Source organism: Pantoea sp. A4, assembly GCF_000295955.2.
GTDB classification, from domain to species: domain Bacteria; phylum Pseudomonadota; class Gammaproteobacteria; order Enterobacterales; family Enterobacteriaceae; genus Pantoea; species Pantoea multigeneris.
Map to the genome: position 1 here is coordinate 375,305 of NZ_ALXE01000019.1, position 17,180 is coordinate 392,484.

Consider the following 17,180-nt stretch of genomic DNA (forward strand, 5'->3'; position numbering starts at 1 on the left):
TGAAAGAGGGGCTTTTTTGGCAATAGAGCCTTGGTTGTGCAACTGAAGCTGGAGAGTAAATCAGCAGACGTTACACTTCGGCCACTGTCTCATGCTGAGTAGACAGTGGCTAAAGAAGCCTACAGCGGTGCTGTTCACGCAGTTAACATTACTCATCATCTTTTAAAATTTCCTGCACTAACGCCTGAAAGCTTTCTTTAAACTTAATATCATACTCACCGGTAAAGATATTTGCTATATTCTGCGACTGGCTAACACTGCCTGAGGAGGCCGGTTTAGAATATTTATCCAGGGATTCATTGATGCCATTTAAAACATTTTTCTGAGTTATAGTCAGCCGCGACCCTCCGGCTGGAGAGTTCAGTTTTTTTGTTACTTCCTCTCCTGGATTGGTCAATTTTGAGTACAGTCTCCTGCCTGCTCTTCGCTGCAGATCAACCACCAAATTTTCTGATTTTTTTACAGAGGTAGAACCGCCTTTCCCGATACCTTTTAAAATTGGCGCGGTAATTTTACCCAAAAACAATCCAAAGAGTTCAGCTATCACCATCGCCTGCAACTCCTGTCCTAATGCCTCTTTCTCTGCTGCTTCATCAGCAGCAAGATAATTGATTAATGTCGGTATTACGCCTAATACAGCAAACGCCATTAGTCCGGTAACCACCATATAAGGAACACCTACCAATGCAAGTGATGTTAAAGGTACTGCAAGGAATTGCAAAATTTCACCAGCCAGTTTTTTAAAATACTCAATATAAACCTCAGTTGAGGTTTTAACCAACGCTTTAATTTCCCGACTCGCTTTTTCTATTTTCCATGAAAGTATTTCGCTATAAACTTGACTCAAGTTGTACACCTCAGATGAAAGTAAAAAATATTTACGACTATAACGTTCCTCATCTAAATAAAAGTGAGGTTTCAACCAATTAAATAGACTATCATTTCCTTTCAAATCCTCAAGGTGATGAATAATAAAAGGGATGGAATCATCTCGAATTGATAATATGGCATACACATTTTCCATTTGCGAATCCTTGCAATTCACAACAAACACCTCAGGTACTACATAGCGAAATGTAGGGCTTTGGCTATGTAGAGACCTGAACACAGGGTTAGCGTCAACAGTGATACCCCGATAATTTCTGACGCGAGTTAATGCTTTATCTACCTTATTTTTAATTAAAAAAAGTTGTGCATTACGTTCCTCGGAAGATAGATTCCACTTTCTATTTTCATATCTTGCTTCTAAATCTATATCATTTAACGTTTTTTGCAACGGTTCTTTACTCTGAATATAGGGCGGCCAGATAGTTGATTGAATATTGTTTCTTCTGTAATTTTCGTTTTTTATCTCACCAGCCAAGACTACTTTTTTAAGGATTACCTCACGCAAACTTAGCTGTTCTCTACGTGGTAGAAATACGCTCTCTAAAAATCCTTGCGACAGCATGTTAAAGGAGACATTTTGTTCCAAATCAATTCTGGTATTTTCAGGAACGCCATAATCTTTAATAGCATCAATAATTTGTTTATCCAGCCACACTCTGGCATCCAACATAGCGATGGCATCGTTCTTTCTACGATTTTCCTTCATTACTTCATCAAATGCAGCATTAGCCCTTTTATTTATTTCTACATAAGTAAGTGACCGGGCCAACTTAAAATCTTCTTCCGTCATCCCTGAGGTGTAACTCTGCATCACCCAACCATTACTATCTGGTTCCCATTTAACGATTTTTCCGGGATGATCGCTGGTGGGAGGGAATAAATTCAAAGCATTAAACCCAGGTGAAAGTACGACTCGCAAAGGGAATTGTTTATCGATATAGGATTTATCTTTTTCTGAATACTGTGTCACGGTAATTAATGAATTTAGAGAAACTTCAGGTGCATTATCATTAATCCACGTTTTAACTTCTTTTGGAACGTATATGTCTGTGTGTCTCTCAACTGTTCTGAACCTCCCTTCCATTCTCGAGATCGAACTGTTACCTGCCACAACATAGAGAATCTCATCACCTTGCCAGTGAATAGATACGCCTTTTAAGCGACGATCATCTTTACACTCCTCCTGAAACTGTTCAATGACATCTCTTTTCCAGTTTGCATTTTTTAGCGTTTCCGCTCGCTTACGGGCTCTTTCTGTTTCTGTGTCAGAGGGGTTTTCACGATACCTTTGTGGGATAAATGCATTTTTATAGATTTTGTCGTTACTATTTCCCCAGGCTATGATTACAAAGACTTTATTCGATGGGAAATCTGACTCAGCATCCTGTTTGCTCATCAACTGGGGCATTTTTTCAAACCGCCAGGTAGCATCGGTAAGCAGACTTTTATCACCTGCAATAAAAATATTTCTGAGTGATGATTTAGCAACTTCATCAACAATTTCAGGGCGTGAAGTGTTATAACTTTGCTCACTAATACTTTCTACTCTGACACGATAACTTTCAGGCAAACTTTCCATATCTTTATTTATTTGCCGAGAAATATCAGCATGCCATTCATCTTCTTTATTACTTGTTTCTGGCATGTACTTTTTAGAGAATTTTATTTCATTATTTACTTCAAGCTCAAAATTAAAGTATCGCCCTTGAGGGAATGAACGAACACCAACTCGCTTATCATGCAGAATACCAATAACCCTGTTCCAATACTTACCCCATGTACGATAACCATTGGTACCTTTAACCGATAATGCACGCCTGGATCCTTTATTAAGAACAGGATCATAAATCATACCTTTTTCAATGAGTTCTACTTTTATTTTTTTATTTATATCTGGACGCCCCGATAAAACCTCATAAGCTTTAGAGCGTTGTTGATAAGAAACACGCCCAATAGTGCTTAATATCTCTTCGGTACTCATTGATTGCCAGTCTCGGTCGCGGTTTGCCTCAGCCAAACGCTCTGCTTCTGCTCTTTTTTTGGCTTCGTCTGCCTGTCTCTCTGCATCTCTCTGATTTACAGTGTCCTGTGCTCTGCCTTGCTGCATGGACCCCATGCCCATGGGGCTTGGGCCGGACTGTCTCTCTTGAGGAAACGTATGAATGTTTCTGGCATAGTCAGGAATGCCATCATTTGGGCTATTAAATACCCCGCTATTTTGTTTTACAGCCATTGCATCTGCCTGTTGCATCGCAGCCCGTATCTGTTCCGGTGACGCCGTGGCAGCATCATCCCCCAGAGTCTCCAGCAGTTTCTCAGCCGTAAGGGCCAATAATTCGCTGCCGCTCTCCTCCTCTCTTTCATCCAGCTGCGCTAACTGCCTGCGTAAGTTTTTCGCCTGTTGGGCGTAGCGCCACCAGTAATAGCCCCCTACCGTAGCCGGGAGCAACAGCGCCGCCCCGACTGACCAGAATAGCCGTTCATTATTATTCAACGTAGTTTTCAGGCGACTCAACACGCCCTGGGGGACTGCATGCTGAGCGTCAGCCGCCTGTTCCGCCTCCCTGACCACAAAATCCGGCGAGGTTGTGGATAACTCATCCTCAGGAATTTCTCCGCGCCGGTAGGCATCATAAACTTTACCGGCCCGAATACCCGCGCCCATACCTCCTATCAGTAATGAAAGGACGCCAGACCCCAGGCTTACGCCTTTGGCGATTTTCCTGCGTTTCTCAATACCCTCAAGCTGTCCGGTAAGCTGATTTCTGTAGGCTTCTTTTTCTTCCGGATGCTCAAATTCCGGTATTCGCTGCGCATGTTCCTGGTTTCTGAATAACACATAGAGTCCAGCGCCGCCCGCAATGACCGCAGACCCGATGGCAACGCCTTTAATCGCATTTTTCTTCGTGCTGCTCATATTTTGCCAGCGCTGATAAACATCCTGCCCCTGTCCCCGGGTATACTGACTGATATTTTTCCATGCGCTGACAGCCTGCGGCATAAATGCCTGAACCGCTGAACGCAGCTCTGCGGGTTCGGTTATATCGTCATCAAGACTGATTTCCTCAAATCCCTGCGACGCCAGGTCATCGGTTTTTTCTTTATTTTCGAAGTAACCCATTACGCTATTACGTACCGAGGATACTCTGTTCGTCCCCAGCGTATTAAATTTTCTTAGCGCGCTTATCGCGTTATTTTTACCCGTACGTAGCGTGCTGCTGGCAAAATTTCCGATCTCTTCTTTATTCAACCATTGTGTGACATCAAACTCTGACAATTGCACAATCTTTTCCCGCTGCTGCTGGAGAAAGCCGGTGGTGACACCCGCCTGTTGAGACGGCTCTTCCGCTTTATCCGCCAGGATATTTTCAGCGCCTGCCCCCAACGCAATATCTATCACCGGGTTTAGCCCCGCTGCCATTTCATTTTGTAGCGCTACCATTTTTGGTGTCGGATGGCGTTCTGCCTCGCTTTCCACGTTAGATAATAATTCAGCTCCCCAGTGGAGAAGAGATGCGTGATCCTCAACCTGAGGCACGCCCACACGGAGATCCCACGCCATACGAATCATCGGCAGCCAGCTGATCATCGGCTGTAGCATCCTCAGATCCTGCTCAGGGAAATACTGCATATAGGTATACAGCGTTGACTGCGCCTGCTGAATTCTCTGCTTTTTCTCCTCCAGCTTCTCCTCCAGCGAAGATGCTGTTCCCTGCAGGCGGCTGACCTGCCACAACTGCCACATCAGCCCTAATTTAATCAGTTTATCGAGCACTTTTATCAGGGGCACATCTCTGATGTACTCACTTAATCTGGAGATTAATATTTCCAGCCAGTTATCTTTATGGGATAAATCATTCAGTAGCAGCATCAGCGTTTTTATTAACGCACCCAGTAAAGGAAACTTTTCCACTTCTCTGAGCAAGGCCGAATCTTTTCTATTCAGTTCATCGCTGAGGCTTTTCAATGCAGCAGCGGGAAGCTGGCGCCATGTCATCGCCCCCCAGGTAGCTACAAACTCAGAATTCCAGCCAAGGTTAACGATATTTATCGCTGCAACAAACGTGCCCAGTGAGTAATCAACGCCGGTTTTTAACAGTGAAACGGTTAAATCCCACCACTGCGTTTCACTGGCACAGGCTTTGACAAACTCCATCCAGCCCATGTCTGATTTCATCACCTTAAGCATGTTTTTAAACAGCATGCCGGAATAACTGCCTGCCTGGGTATACTGACCGGCCTGCCTGAGAATGGCACCTACTTCGCGGCCAATATACAGCCTGTTTTCACCTGCGGTATCCTCATTCCCCTGCACCAGTTTCTGGGTGAATTTATCATCAGTGACGCGCAGGAAATACTCCAGCGAGGTTGCGACTGAGCCATGACGCGGGTCTATTTCGCTGGCTTCCACCTTAAAGGTATCCAGGGTCTGGAAGGCCTCTGCGATCAACGGGATTTTCTGTCTGATGAGCGGATAAATAATCTGCATAACCTCCTCATGTTGCAACATATGAAACAGGACTTTCATGCGCTCTCCCAGGCTTCCTGCGCCAGAATAGGCTTGAATGTATCCTTTAATCCATGCCAGGGTTTCTGGTAGATCCCCCTCACCGAGTTCAGCAACCCACTGCTGTAAATACTGGTATAAATCCTGTACCTGGTGAATAAACTCAGCGGCCCATTCGGGTAATAACGCAGAATCAAAGATGAGGTTAAGATAATCGGTAATGTTGTTCCGTGGCGCGGTGTAAATTCTGACTGACCATTGAATATGCTGCTTAAGTGAAACTAAATGCTCTCTCCAGTAAAAGAGGAAATCTTTATCAACATGGCTGACCACACTGTGAAGTGACAGTACGTTGATAAAGGTATCCAGCATAGCGGGAATATCTTCAGGTTTGAGGGAAGTACTGATTTTTAGTGACAAGCCGTCAAATGCGGTCAGCGTAGCGGAAACATCGTCGCTCCAGCCGGTATCAAGAGACTCAATTAGCGTGCGAAAGGCGACAATTTTTCTGCTTAAGGAAATCGTGTCGTCATTAATTATCGCCCGCACTTCGTTAAGTTGCTGCCCTATCTTATCCAGCGGTTTGAGATATTGTTCGCATATCGTAATAAAATAGGCATGAAGCAGTTGAGATATCATCCGTTGAAAAACGGGCAACATCGTTTTAGCCAGAATAGGAGCCCCTTTATTTGATGGGAAATCAATTACTGGATTAGAACTCACTTCTGATGATAACAGCGAAGTCTCTTCTATTAATCTGCCTTGGCTATGTGTTAGCGCACTATCCTCGTTTAAAACATCATTCTCTTGTTGGTTTAATACATCATACTCAGACATTTTTATCTCCAGACAGAGTTAACCCTTTGCCGCCGCGATAAAAACCTCATCAAATAAAAAATATATATTTAAATTAAATGGCTTTGAAGAAAGGAGGATATTTATTATAAATAAAAATGGGAATTTTCAGGATAAGTATCGGTGAAGTTGCTGAAAATGCAAGCAGTGCGATCGGAACGATCGCACTGTACCTGTCAAAAGAGCGTGCCCCTGAATCAGAAGCCTAAACTGTCCAGCAGGTCATCTACCTGATCCTGGCTGGCTACCACGTTGGGTGCCTCGGCATTGATCTGCGGACCATTTAGCAGACCGTTATCTTCTTTACGTGCCGCACCTGCTTCTGGAATATTCTCCAGCAGTACCATCAGCAACTGACGCTCAATCTCCTGGATAACATCCATCATGCGCTTGATCACCTGACCGGTGAGGTCCTGGAAATCCTGCGCCATCATGATATCGAGCAGCTGCTTGTTGGTGAACGAAGTATGCTCTGGCACGGCGGCGAGATAATCACGCGTATCCGAAACCAGTGCACGGGCGTCAGTCAGTTCAATCGGGTTGTCAAACCACGCATCCCACCGCACGCTTAATCCCTTCGCGCCTGCCTCCATCGCATCCTGATGCGGCTGCGAGGCCTCAACGCTGTTCAACGCACGATCGGCGGCCTGGGCCGTCATCTGTACGACATAATCCAGGCGATCGCGGGCATCCGGAATCGCTTCCGCTGCCTCTGCAATCGCCTGATCCAGCCCGAGCTCTCGCAAGCTATCGCGCAGCATACGGGTCAGCGCGCCGATACGAGAAATGATATCGTGCGCCGAAGCATCCTGAGCAGGTTTCGGAAGTACGCTCATCACATCTCCTTACATACCCAGTTTTTCAAAGATCTTGTTTAATTTCTCTTCCAGCGTCGCGGCGGTAAAGGGCTTCACCACGTAGCCACTGGCTCCCGCCTGTGCCGCAGCGATGATGTTCTCTTTTTTCGCTTCTGCGGTCACCATCAACACCGGCAGCTTCCCTAAGGTGGCATCGGCGCGGACCGTTTGCAGCAGCTCCAGACCATCCATATTGGGCATGTTCCAGTCAGAGATGATGAAATCAAATCCACCGGCACGCAGCTTGTTCAGCGCATCAGCACCGTCTTCTGCCTCTTCCACATTGTTGAATCCCAGCTCTTTCAGCAGGTTGCGGACGATTCGACGCATGGTGTTGAAATCATCGACCACCAGAAAACGCATATTTTTATCAGCCATATTTACTCCTGTGTTTATCTGCCCGGCTGGACGGGCGGGTTAAATTCGTAATGCCTGACCGGCACTGATCTTCGCCAGCATGCGCTGACTGATCTCTCCCAGGTCCAAAACCTCGCTCACTCCACCGAAAGCAATCGCTTCTCGCGGCATGCCAAACACCACGCAGGTTTTTTCGCTCTGCGCGATAGTCCAGGCACCGGCGCGGTGCAGGTCTGACATGCCCGCCGCGCCGTCATTGCCCATGCCCGTCAGGATCACCCCCACCGCATTACGGCCGGCGTGGAGCGCCACCGAACGGAACAGCACATCCACCGAGGGTTTATGGCGATTCACCGCAGGCCCGTCATGGAGCCGCACCACATAGTTCGCGCCACTACGGCCCAACTCCATGTGCAGTGCGCCCGGTGCGATATAGGCGTGTCCCGGTAAAATTCGCTCGCCCTCTTCTGCCTCTTTAACCGTGATCTGGCAGAGTTTATTCAGGCGTTCGGCAAATGAGCGGGTGAAGCCCGGTGGCATATGTTGGGTGATCATCAGCGCAGGGCTGGTCGCCGGGAGCGGCTGCAGCAGATGCCGGATCGCTTCGGTGCCCCCGGTCGAAGAGCCAACAGCAATCAGTTTTTCGCTACTCAGCAGCGGCCCGGCTTTGATCACCGGCGGCGCAGATGCGGGGGTGCGAGGATGCAGCCTGGCACGGGATGCCGCACGGATTTTGTCCGCAATCATCTGGCTATAGGCCAGCATCCCCTCACGGATGCCAAGTTGTGGTTTGGTGACAAAATCCACCGCCCCCAACTCCAGGGCACGCAGCGTCACCTCAGAACCTTTACCGGTCAGTGAGGAGACCATCACCACCGGCATCGGGCGCAGACGCATCAGCTTTTCAAGGAAGTCGAGGCCGTCCATGCGCGGCATTTCAACATCCAGCGTCAGCACCTGCGGATTAAACTGTTTGATCAGATCGCGAGCCGCCAGCGGATCTGGCGCGGTCGCCACCATTTCCATATCGGGATGGCTGTTAATGATCTCAGTCATCAACTGGCGCATTAATGCGGAGTCATCCACGCACATCACAGTGATTTTGCTCATTATCTTTCCTTCGTCAGTCCATAGACGGTTTGCCCACGTAACCAGAACTCTTTACTGATCTGACTGAAGTTTTCTGAATGTCCGGCGAACAGCATTCCGCCAGGTTTCAGCAGCGGGACAAAGCGTCGCAGGATTTTTTCCTGGGTCTCTTTATCGAAATAGATCATGACATTGCGGCAGAAGATGGCATCAAACGGGCCAGGCAGTGACCATTCGTTGGCGAGCAGATTAAGCTGCGCAAACGTCACGTTATTCGCCAGTTCAGATCGCACACGCACCATGCCCGCCTGTGGCCCGGTGCCACGCAGGAAAAAGCGCTGCATCTGCCCCGGTGACAAAGTGCGTAACTCTTCCTGGCGATAGACACCGTTAACCGCTTTTTCCAGCACCTGCGTGTCGATATCGCTGGCGTAAACCTGGAATTTACCCGGCCCGTTACCCAGGGTTTCGGCCAGGGTCATGGCTATCGAATAGGGCTCTTCACCGGTGGATGCGGCGGTACTCCAGACGTTAAAACTGCCGCTACGTTTGCGCGCCAGCTCGGCCAGAATGGGAAAATGGTGTGCCTCGCGGAAAAACGCCGTGAGATTGGTGGTCAGTGCGTTGATAAACGCCTGCCACTCAGCGCTATTCTGATCCTGCTCAAGCAAGGCCAGATAGCGGCCAAAGTCATCAATATTCAACGTGCGCAGACGGCGAACCAGGCGGTTGTAGACCATTTCGCGCTTATGGTCCGCCAGCACGATCCCGGCACGCTGATAGATCAACTGACTGATACGACGAAAGTGGGTATCGGAAAGCGGTAAGCGCTGGACCATTTGCGACAACAGCGTGGTGGTATCCTGTTCCAGTAATGACGTTTTTTTCATGTGATTCCACCTGCCCGGACAAAACGGTTATTTGCTCGATTCGACGACGAGCTACCCCGCATTCGCGGGGTAGCCGGGCAACGCTTAGAAGGTTTCCCAGTTGTCGTTACTGCTGCTCTGGCGCGCCAGCGTCAGCGGTGTCTCTTTCCTGACGCTTTTCACGGCGCTGCTGACATTAACGGCCTGGGTGGCATATTCTTTACCAATATTGAACACCGCGACCGACTGCTTGAGGCGGCTGGCCTGCTCTTCCAGTGAGGCCGCCGCTGAAGCGGACTCTTCTACCAGTGAGGCATTCTGCTGCGTAACACGGTCCATCTCGGTTACCGCCAGCCCAACCTGATCGATCCCACGGCTCTGCTCATCGGAAGCCGAAGCGATCTCGCCCATGATGTCGGTGACACGGGTCACCGCATTGACGATTTCACTCATGGTTTCGCCTGCGCTTTCTACCTGCACAGAGCCGGTGTTAACGCGGCTAACCGAGTCTTCGATCAGTGATTTGATCTCTTTTGCCGCCTGCGCACTGCGTTGGGCCAGACTACGCACTTCACCCGCGACCACGGCAAAACCACGGCCTTGCTCACCCGCACGTGCCGCTTCAACCGCGGCGTTCAGCGCCAGAATGTTGGTCTGGAAGGCAATACCGTCGATCACACTGGTAATATCCGCAATTTTCTTGGAACTTCCGGCGATCTCTTTCATGGTGGTCACCACGCCATCCACCACTTTTCCGCCCTGCTGCGCGGTCTCTGACGCGTTCAGCGCCAGTTGTGATGCCTGACGTGCGTTCTCCGCATTCTGTTTCACCGTGGCAGTAAGCTGTTCCATACTGGCTGCCGTCTCTTCCAGCGAAGCGGCCTGCTGTTCAGTACGTGAAGAGAGGTCATTATTACCGGCGGAAATTTCGCTGGCACCGTTGTAGATGGCATCTGCGCCATCTCGCACCGTACCCACAGTCCGCACCAGCTCCTGCTGCATGTGACGCAATGAACTCAACAACTCACCCATTTCATTGCGCAGCGTGACATTAATCGGCTGCGTCAAATCGCCGCGTGCGATGTGCTGAATGTGTTCAATCCCCTCTTTCAGTGGGGTGATCAGAATGCGGCGCATCCCGGTCCATACCAGCGCAATCACCAACAGCGTCAGAATCAGAATGCCGCTCACCAGCACAATGGAACGGTTATAAGCCTGCTGATTGGCATCAATACCGCGCTGACCAAGCACCACGTTGTAATCCAGCCAGGCGTTATACAGTTTGGCGAAGCCATCCTGATACCCCTGGGTTGGCTCATCAACAAACGCCTGGAAGCGCCCTTCATCCAGATCGGCAATCAGACGGCTCAGTGAGTCGTAATACGCGGTATAGCTGGCTTTCAGCGCCAACACGTTTTCTGCGGTTTTGCCTTTTTCCGACAGACTGGCATTGAACTGATCCATACCCACATCGGCTTTTTTCATCTCCCCCTGAGCCAGTGCCACCAGCTCTTTAACCGTGGCACCCGAACCGCTTTGCGTAGAATCCTGCATGAAGCGGATCCCGGCACGGTTCAGGGTGTTACGCGCCTGAATCAACGCCACCCAGGAGGAACCCATCGCCCGTTGCAGATCGCTCAGGCGTTGGTTGTAAGAGAAATTCTCTTTGTCGGTCTGAACGGTGGTAAAAAACACTCCCCCGGAAAACAACTGAATAATGGCAAACAGGACCAGCACACTCAGCAAGCCTGTGACCACACGAACACGATTAAACATACACACCTCAATTGGTTGGCGAATCACAGGTGTTATCGGCAAAGTGCGCGGTTTTGTTAGTGGAGACAGGCGAAAAAGCAGGAATATTTGCGGAGAAAAAAACCCGCCAGCAGGGCTGACGGGCAAGAAGATGAGGCGGTTTACAGCGAGTGATGCAGGCCATCCACCAGCGCCATCTCGTCACTGCTGAGCAGCTTCTCGATATCCACCAGAATCAGCATGCGATCGTTAAGTGCACCCAGTCCGGTGAGGTACTCGGTAGACATGGTGACGGCAAATTCGGGGGCTGGGCGGATCTGCTCTTGCGTCAACGACAGCACATCAGACACGCCATCGACCACAATGCCGACCACGCGCTGCAACAGATTAAGCACGATCACCACGGTGTTGTCGTTGTAGTCCACATCCGGTTGGGAGAACTTCACGCGCAGATCGATAATCGGCACTATCACACCGCGTAAGTTGGTGACGCCTTTGATGAACTCAGGCGTATTCGCTATGCGTGTGACCTGATCATAGCCACGAATCTCCTGCACCTTGAGAATATCAATGCCGTACTCCTCTTCACCCAGTGTGAAGACGAGGAACTCCTGCCCGACGGTTTCACCTGTGATCTTAGTGACGGTCGCCATTCCACTCATGTATTTTTACCCTTATTAATCAATTACGCTGCGGCACCGGCCACACGTTTTTCGCGATTGAGTGATTGCAACGCTGAGACATCCACAATCAGTGCTACACTGCCGTCGCCGAGAATGGTGGCAGCGGAAATCCCAGGGACTTTGCGATAGTTGCTTTCGAGGTTTTTCACCACCACCTGGTGCTGACCAATCAGTTGATCCACCAGCAGGGCATAGCGCTTGCCCGCGCTCTGCAGGATCACCACAATGCCCTGCGTGGCATTGGTTTTTGCCCCCTGCACGTCAAAGACATTCCACAGCTCCACCAGCGGCAGATACTCACCCCGGACTTCGAGTACGCATTCGCCACCCGCCAGCGGTTTCAACTCTTCGGCTCGCGGTTGCAGTGACTCCATTACCGCGTTCAGGGGCAAAATAAACACTTCGTCCGCCACCTTGACGGACATCCCGTCGAGGATCGCCAGCGTCAGCGGCAGCAGAATGCGGATGGTGGTGCCTTTACCCTGCTTCGAGGCAATTTCAACGTGTCCACCCATCTCCTGGATATTACGCTTCACCACGTCCATGCCGACCCCACGGCCAGAGACATCCGTCACCGTTTCCGCCGTGGAGAAACCTGGCGCAAAGATCAGCATCCCCACTTCTTCATCGGTCATGCTGTCACTGACTGGCAAGCCGGAAGAGAGCGCCTTCGCCAGAATGCGCTCGCGATTAAGGCCCGCACCGTCATCGGCCACTTCAATGCAGATGTTGCCGCCCTGGTGCTCCGCAGACAGCGTCAGGTTGCCCACCGCCGTTTTCCCTGCGGCCAGCCGTTTTTCCGGGGCTTCAATGCCATGGTCCAGGCTATTACGGACCAGGTGGGTCAGCGGATCGATAATGCGTTCGATCAGGCTTTTATCCAGCTCGGTTGAACTGCCCGATAACGTCAGCTCGACTTCTTTACCCAACTTGCTCGCCAAATCGCGCACCAGACGTGGGAAGCGGCTGAACACATACTCCATTGGCATCATACGGATCGACATCACCGACTCTTGCAGATCGCGGGCGTTGCGCTCCAGCTGCCCCATGCTGTTCAGCAGATCGCCGTGATTAACCGGATCGAGGCTGCCCGACCGCTGCGCCAGCATCGACTGCGTAATCACCAGCTCACCGACCAGGTTGATCAACTGATCGACCTTCTCAACCGCAACACGAATGCTGCTGGACTCCCCGGCTTTGGCGGCGGGGGCTGCACGTCGGCTGTCGCGTTTGACTTCTGCCACCGCAACAGGCGCAATGTCAGTGACGACGTTTGCCGTGGCTGCTGCTGGTGCTTCCACCTCAGAGGCGGTCGCTTCCGGGAACAGGATCTGCTGCTCTTCCAGCACAAAACAGAGCACCGCCACAATGTCATCTTTTTCGACGCCCTCAACGGTGGCGTCCAACTGGTGTTGGCTTTTACTGACCTGGCTCACTTTGCCGAGATTACTCAGCTCCTCCAGCATCAGATCGACCTCTTTCTCTTTCAGGTCGACCAGCTGTATGCGCAGGCCAGGTGTCGCGGCACTGGGTGCAGTCACCGCGACCACGGCCGCTGGCTCAGGCGCAATTCCTTTGGCTTCTAACGCCAGTTGGCGCAAGGCTTCACAAATGTAGTTGAAGCTATCGGCATCTGGCTCCTGGGCCGTTTTATAGGCATCGAGCTGTTCCTGCATAATATCTTTGGTTTCCAAAAACAGGTTGATGATGTCGGTGCTGAGCTGCATTTCATCGCGGCGTGCACCATCGAGAATGTTTTCCAGGATATGGGTCGTTTCCTGCAATACCTTAAAACCAAAAGTACCGGCCCCCCCTTTGATTGAGTGGGCGGCGCGAAAAATCGCATTCAGCTGCTCGGCATCCGGCTCCTGCGGGTCGAGGGCCAACAGGTGCTGCTCCATATCCGCTAATAGCTCATCGGCTTCATCAAAAAATGTCTGGTAAAAATCGCTGATGTCCATGCTCACGGGATCACCTCGGTTGTGAGGAAGTAACAGGGGTTACCGCAGCAGCGCCGGGTACAGGCGGCGCGGTAATGTGTTCAAGCTGCGCCGGATCGCTGACCTGTGCGGCATCGCTCTCGGCATTCTCTTTTTCAATTTCAGCTTCGGTATCGTGGTTCAGTACCAGCAGGCTAATACGTCGATTCACCGCATCATCGCCACCGCGATTTTTCAGCTTCATGGTGTCGGCCATGCCCACCACACGCAGGACTTTGGCACCGTCCAGACCACCAATGATCAACTCGCGCCGCGAAGCGTTGGCGCGATCCGCCGAGAGCTCCCAGTTGCTGTAACCGCGATCGCCGTTGGCATAGGGAATATCATCCGTATGTCCCGCCAGGCTGATTTTATTTGGGATGTCATTCAGGACTGGGCCAATGGCGCGCAGAATATCGCGCATGTAGGGCTCCACTTCTGCACTGCCGGTCTTAAACATCGGCCGGTTCTGACTGTCGATGATCTGAATGCGCAAACCCTGATCCACCAGGTTGATAATCAGGTGCGGCCGCAGCGCTTTCAGGCGCGGATCGGCTTCGATCAGCTGATCGAGCCGCTCGCGCAAGCGATTCAGGCGGATATCATCCAATTGACGCTTTTGTTCATCGATATTCGGTTCTTTGTGTACTTCACCCTTTTTCTGCGTCGGATCATCACCGCCGCCAGGGAAAGGACTGTCGCTGTCACTGCTGCGCTGCCCCCCGGTCAACGCCACTTTGAGCGGCGTTTTGAAGTAATCAGCGATTTGCACCAGCTCCTGCGGATTGGCAATGGAAATCAGCCACATCACCATAAAAAACGCCATCATCGCCGTCATAAAATCGGCATAGGCAATCTTCCATGATCCATGGCTGCCCTCATGCTTTTTATGCTTGCGCTTTTTTACCAGCACAATCGGGCGGTTTTCATGCTTCATGAATTCTCATCCGCCGTCTGCTTCGCTGGATTTTTGGCATTGCGCACATGCTCTTCCAGCTCATTGAATGAGGGACGATCGGTGGAGTAGAGAATTTTACGGCCAAACTCCACCGCAATTTGCGGGGCGTAGCCGTTGAGGCTGGAAAGCAGCGTCACCTTGATGCACTGCATAATTTTGGTGGTTTCTGCGCACTTCTGTCGCAGCACCGATGCCAGTGGCGAGATAAAACCGTAGGCCAGTAAGATGCCGAGGAACGTTCCGACCATTGCGTGGGCAATCAGCCCGCCCAGCTCTGCCGCCGGGCGATCCGCCGAAGCCAGCGCGTGGACTACCCCCATCACGGCGGCAACAATACCGAACGCCGGTAAGCCATCACCGATGGCGGAGAGACTCTGAGCAGGCACATCGCACTCATGCTCATAGGTCTCAATCTCTTCGTCCATCAGCGCTTCAATTTCATGGGCATTCATATTGCCGCTGACCATTAAGCGCAAGTAGTCAGTGATAAAATCTACCAGCATTTTATCGGCCAGAATGCGCGGATAGCTGGCAAAAATTTCGCTCTGGCTGGGGTCTTCAATATCCCGCTCCAGCGATAACATGCCCTGCTGGCGAGATTTTGCCATCAGGCGATATAACAGCGACATTAAATCCATGTATACGGCTTTGTTATATTTCGATCCTCGCATTAACAGCGGCAATGCTTTTAATGTTTTTTTGATTGCCGTGCCGTTGTTCCCGACTAAAAAGGCACCAACGCCCGCGCCCCCGATAATCAGCAACTCCGAGGGTTGATATAATGCCCCCAGATGGCCACCCACCATTAAATAGCCGCCGAGTACGGAGCCAAGGACAACGATATACCCTAATATGATCAGCACAAAAAATCCTTACGTCCGTAACGTGTTGGTGGAAGTTAAGCCAGAGGGCGCGGCCGAGTGTTATTCGCAAACGCAAGCAAAAAAAAAGCAGCGGATTAACCGCTGCTGGTATGTGCTTCCCCATTGCGAACAGACTTAAACGGCGCGTTTAACCTGTTCATCCAGCAGTTGAGGAGAACTATCGGCAAATTCTGGAGAAAGTTTACGTCTTTTTACCGCACGCGATGGCGGCTGGCACAGGCTACAAACAAAGCTGCCCGGCGGCTGATGTGCATGATTAATAAAGCTGCCGTTGCAGCAGCGGCAATCTGAGAGTTCCAGCATTCCACTTTCGACAAAGCGTACCAGCGTCCAGGCGCGAGTCAGCGCTAACAGTGGCCCCTCATCAGTCTGCGGACACTGTTCAAGATAGAGCCGATAGGCCTGAACCACGGCTTCGATACCACTCGTGAGGCCGGTTTTGAGCAGAAATTTCCACGCATTACAGAACATGGAAGCGTGAATGTTCTGCTCCCAGGTCATAAACCAGTCCGTGGAAAATGGCAGCATCCCTTTTGGCGGAGGGCAACCACGCAGCTCTTTGTACAGTTTAATCAACCGGCCACGGCTCAATTGGGTTTCGCTCTCCAGCATTTGCAGGCGAGCCCCGAGGGTGATCAGTTCCATGGCCAGGTGAATATCGCGCGCTTCCTGGACAATACTTTTTTCACTCATGACACCGCCCTCTTCTTCGCCGGAGTTTCCTCAGACGATCCATTCCGCAATAAACGGCTGGATAAGAGAATACCGGTATGGATTTGCTGTAAATCATCCACGCGGGATTCCTGGGTCAGGCGGTTAATCAAATTATGATCGTTAAAACGGAACTGACACACCAGCTGATTAGTTTCAGCCAGTTTCACCATTTCAGGTAAGGTCAATTGAGACAAAGTATCCGCCATCGACTCATCAATACCGAGGCGAAACATTGCAGAAGCTTTTTCCTGGTTTATTAATCGTTGCGCAAGCAACAAATATGACAAATTAATGTCATAAATATGTTTCAGTAATTCTGTAGTACCCATTTTTCCATCCCGACAGACGCGTACTGATACTTTCGCAGCCGGTAAGCTGCCACGTTTCGTGTTGCTGGTTGTTAAGAGCTTAACGATGGTAAAAGTTGTCTTTCGCAAACGTTTGGCTATCTCGAAGCAAGCATTATTGTTTTCGCTTCGCCTTCACCCTGGCCCTTACCTGGCCCACTCATTTACTGAGTTTTTATGGTCTCTTCCCGGACGTCTGTTTACAGTTTTCTAAGACTATTCTGAAAACAAGGCAAATCTATCCCTTCTGATTTCGACATACAACGACACCTGGATGAAATTTTAGATAAAGTGTGATCCACATCACACTTTTAAGGCAAATTATTTTCACAAAGCTTCAGTGTCGCTGTTCTTTTGCCCCTTTTTTGTACCGCAAAGGTTTTTTTTACTTAACTTTCCCCACTCAAAGACAGCAGAAAGTATGACATTCTGCTACAC

At 50.4% G+C, this 17,180-nt stretch carries 12 protein-coding genes; all 12 read right to left on the minus strand.

The genetic code is table 11. From position 1 onward, the window contains the following. Nucleotides 1-148: 148 nt before the first annotated feature. Nucleotides 149-6,232: a hypothetical protein gene (locus tag B880_RS0106310; protein ID WP_017346539.1), complete on the minus strand. Its 6,084-nt coding sequence runs from the start codon at nt 6,230-6,232 to the stop codon at nt 149-151. Between the two features lie 215 nt (nt 6,233-6,447). Further along, entirely contained in the window at nt 6,448-7,086 is a 639-nt protein-coding gene (gene cheZ, locus B880_RS0106320; RefSeq protein WP_017346541.1) for a protein phosphatase CheZ, read from the minus strand. Nucleotides 7,087-7,095: 9 nt separating this feature from the next. Next, entirely contained in the window at nt 7,096-7,485 is a 390-nt protein-coding gene (gene cheY / locus B880_RS0106325; RefSeq protein ID WP_017346542.1) for a chemotaxis response regulator CheY, read from the minus strand. Nucleotides 7,486-7,524: 39 nt separating this feature from the next. Beyond that, nucleotides 7,525-8,574 (minus strand): protein-glutamate methylesterase/protein-glutamine glutaminase, encoded by a 1,050-nt coding sequence (locus tag B880_RS0106330; protein ID WP_017346543.1) that lies wholly within the window; start codon nt 8,572-8,574, stop codon nt 7,525-7,527. Further along, nucleotides 8,574-9,443 carry a protein-glutamate O-methyltransferase CheR gene (cheR, locus tag B880_RS0106335; protein ID WP_017346544.1) on the minus strand — a complete coding sequence of 290 codons (870 nt, stop codon included), beginning with the start codon at nt 9,441-9,443 and terminating at the stop codon, nt 8,574-8,576. Before cheR ends, B880_RS0106330 begins: the two co-directional genes overlap by 1 nt. A gap of 84 nt (nt 9,444-9,527) precedes the next feature. Next, complete coding sequence (locus B880_RS0106340; protein WP_017346545.1) at nt 9,528-11,198, minus strand: methyl-accepting chemotaxis protein; 1,671 nt, start codon at nt 11,196-11,198, stop codon at nt 9,528-9,530. Nucleotides 11,199-11,338: 140 nt separating this feature from the next. Continuing rightward, a complete protein-coding gene (gene cheW / locus B880_RS0106345) occupies nt 11,339-11,839 on the minus strand; it encodes a chemotaxis protein CheW (protein WP_017346546.1) in 501 nt (166 codons plus the stop codon). A gap of 23 nt (nt 11,840-11,862) precedes the next feature. Further along, complete coding sequence (gene cheA / locus B880_RS0106350; RefSeq protein WP_017346547.1) at nt 11,863-13,821, minus strand: chemotaxis protein CheA; 1,959 nt, start codon at nt 13,819-13,821, stop codon at nt 11,863-11,865. A 10-nt stretch (nt 13,822-13,831) separates the two neighbouring features. Beyond that, nucleotides 13,832-14,776, minus strand: a complete 945-nt coding sequence (motB, locus tag B880_RS0106355; RefSeq protein ID WP_017346548.1) for a flagellar motor protein MotB — start codon at nt 14,774-14,776, stop codon at nt 13,832-13,834. Continuing rightward, entirely contained in the window at nt 14,773-15,660 is an 888-nt protein-coding gene (gene motA, locus B880_RS0106360; RefSeq protein WP_017346549.1) for a flagellar motor stator protein MotA, read from the minus strand. Before motA ends, motB begins: the two co-directional genes overlap by 4 nt. Nucleotides 15,661-15,795: 135 nt before the next feature. Beyond that, a complete protein-coding gene (gene flhC, locus B880_RS0106365) occupies nt 15,796-16,374 on the minus strand; it encodes a flagellar transcriptional regulator FlhC (RefSeq protein ID WP_017346550.1) in 579 nt (192 codons plus the stop codon). Next, entirely contained in the window at nt 16,371-16,724 is a 354-nt protein-coding gene (gene flhD / locus B880_RS0106370; protein ID WP_017346551.1) for a flagellar transcriptional regulator FlhD, read from the minus strand. Before flhD ends, flhC begins: the two co-directional genes overlap by 4 nt. Nucleotides 16,725-17,180: the final 456 nt, after the last annotated feature.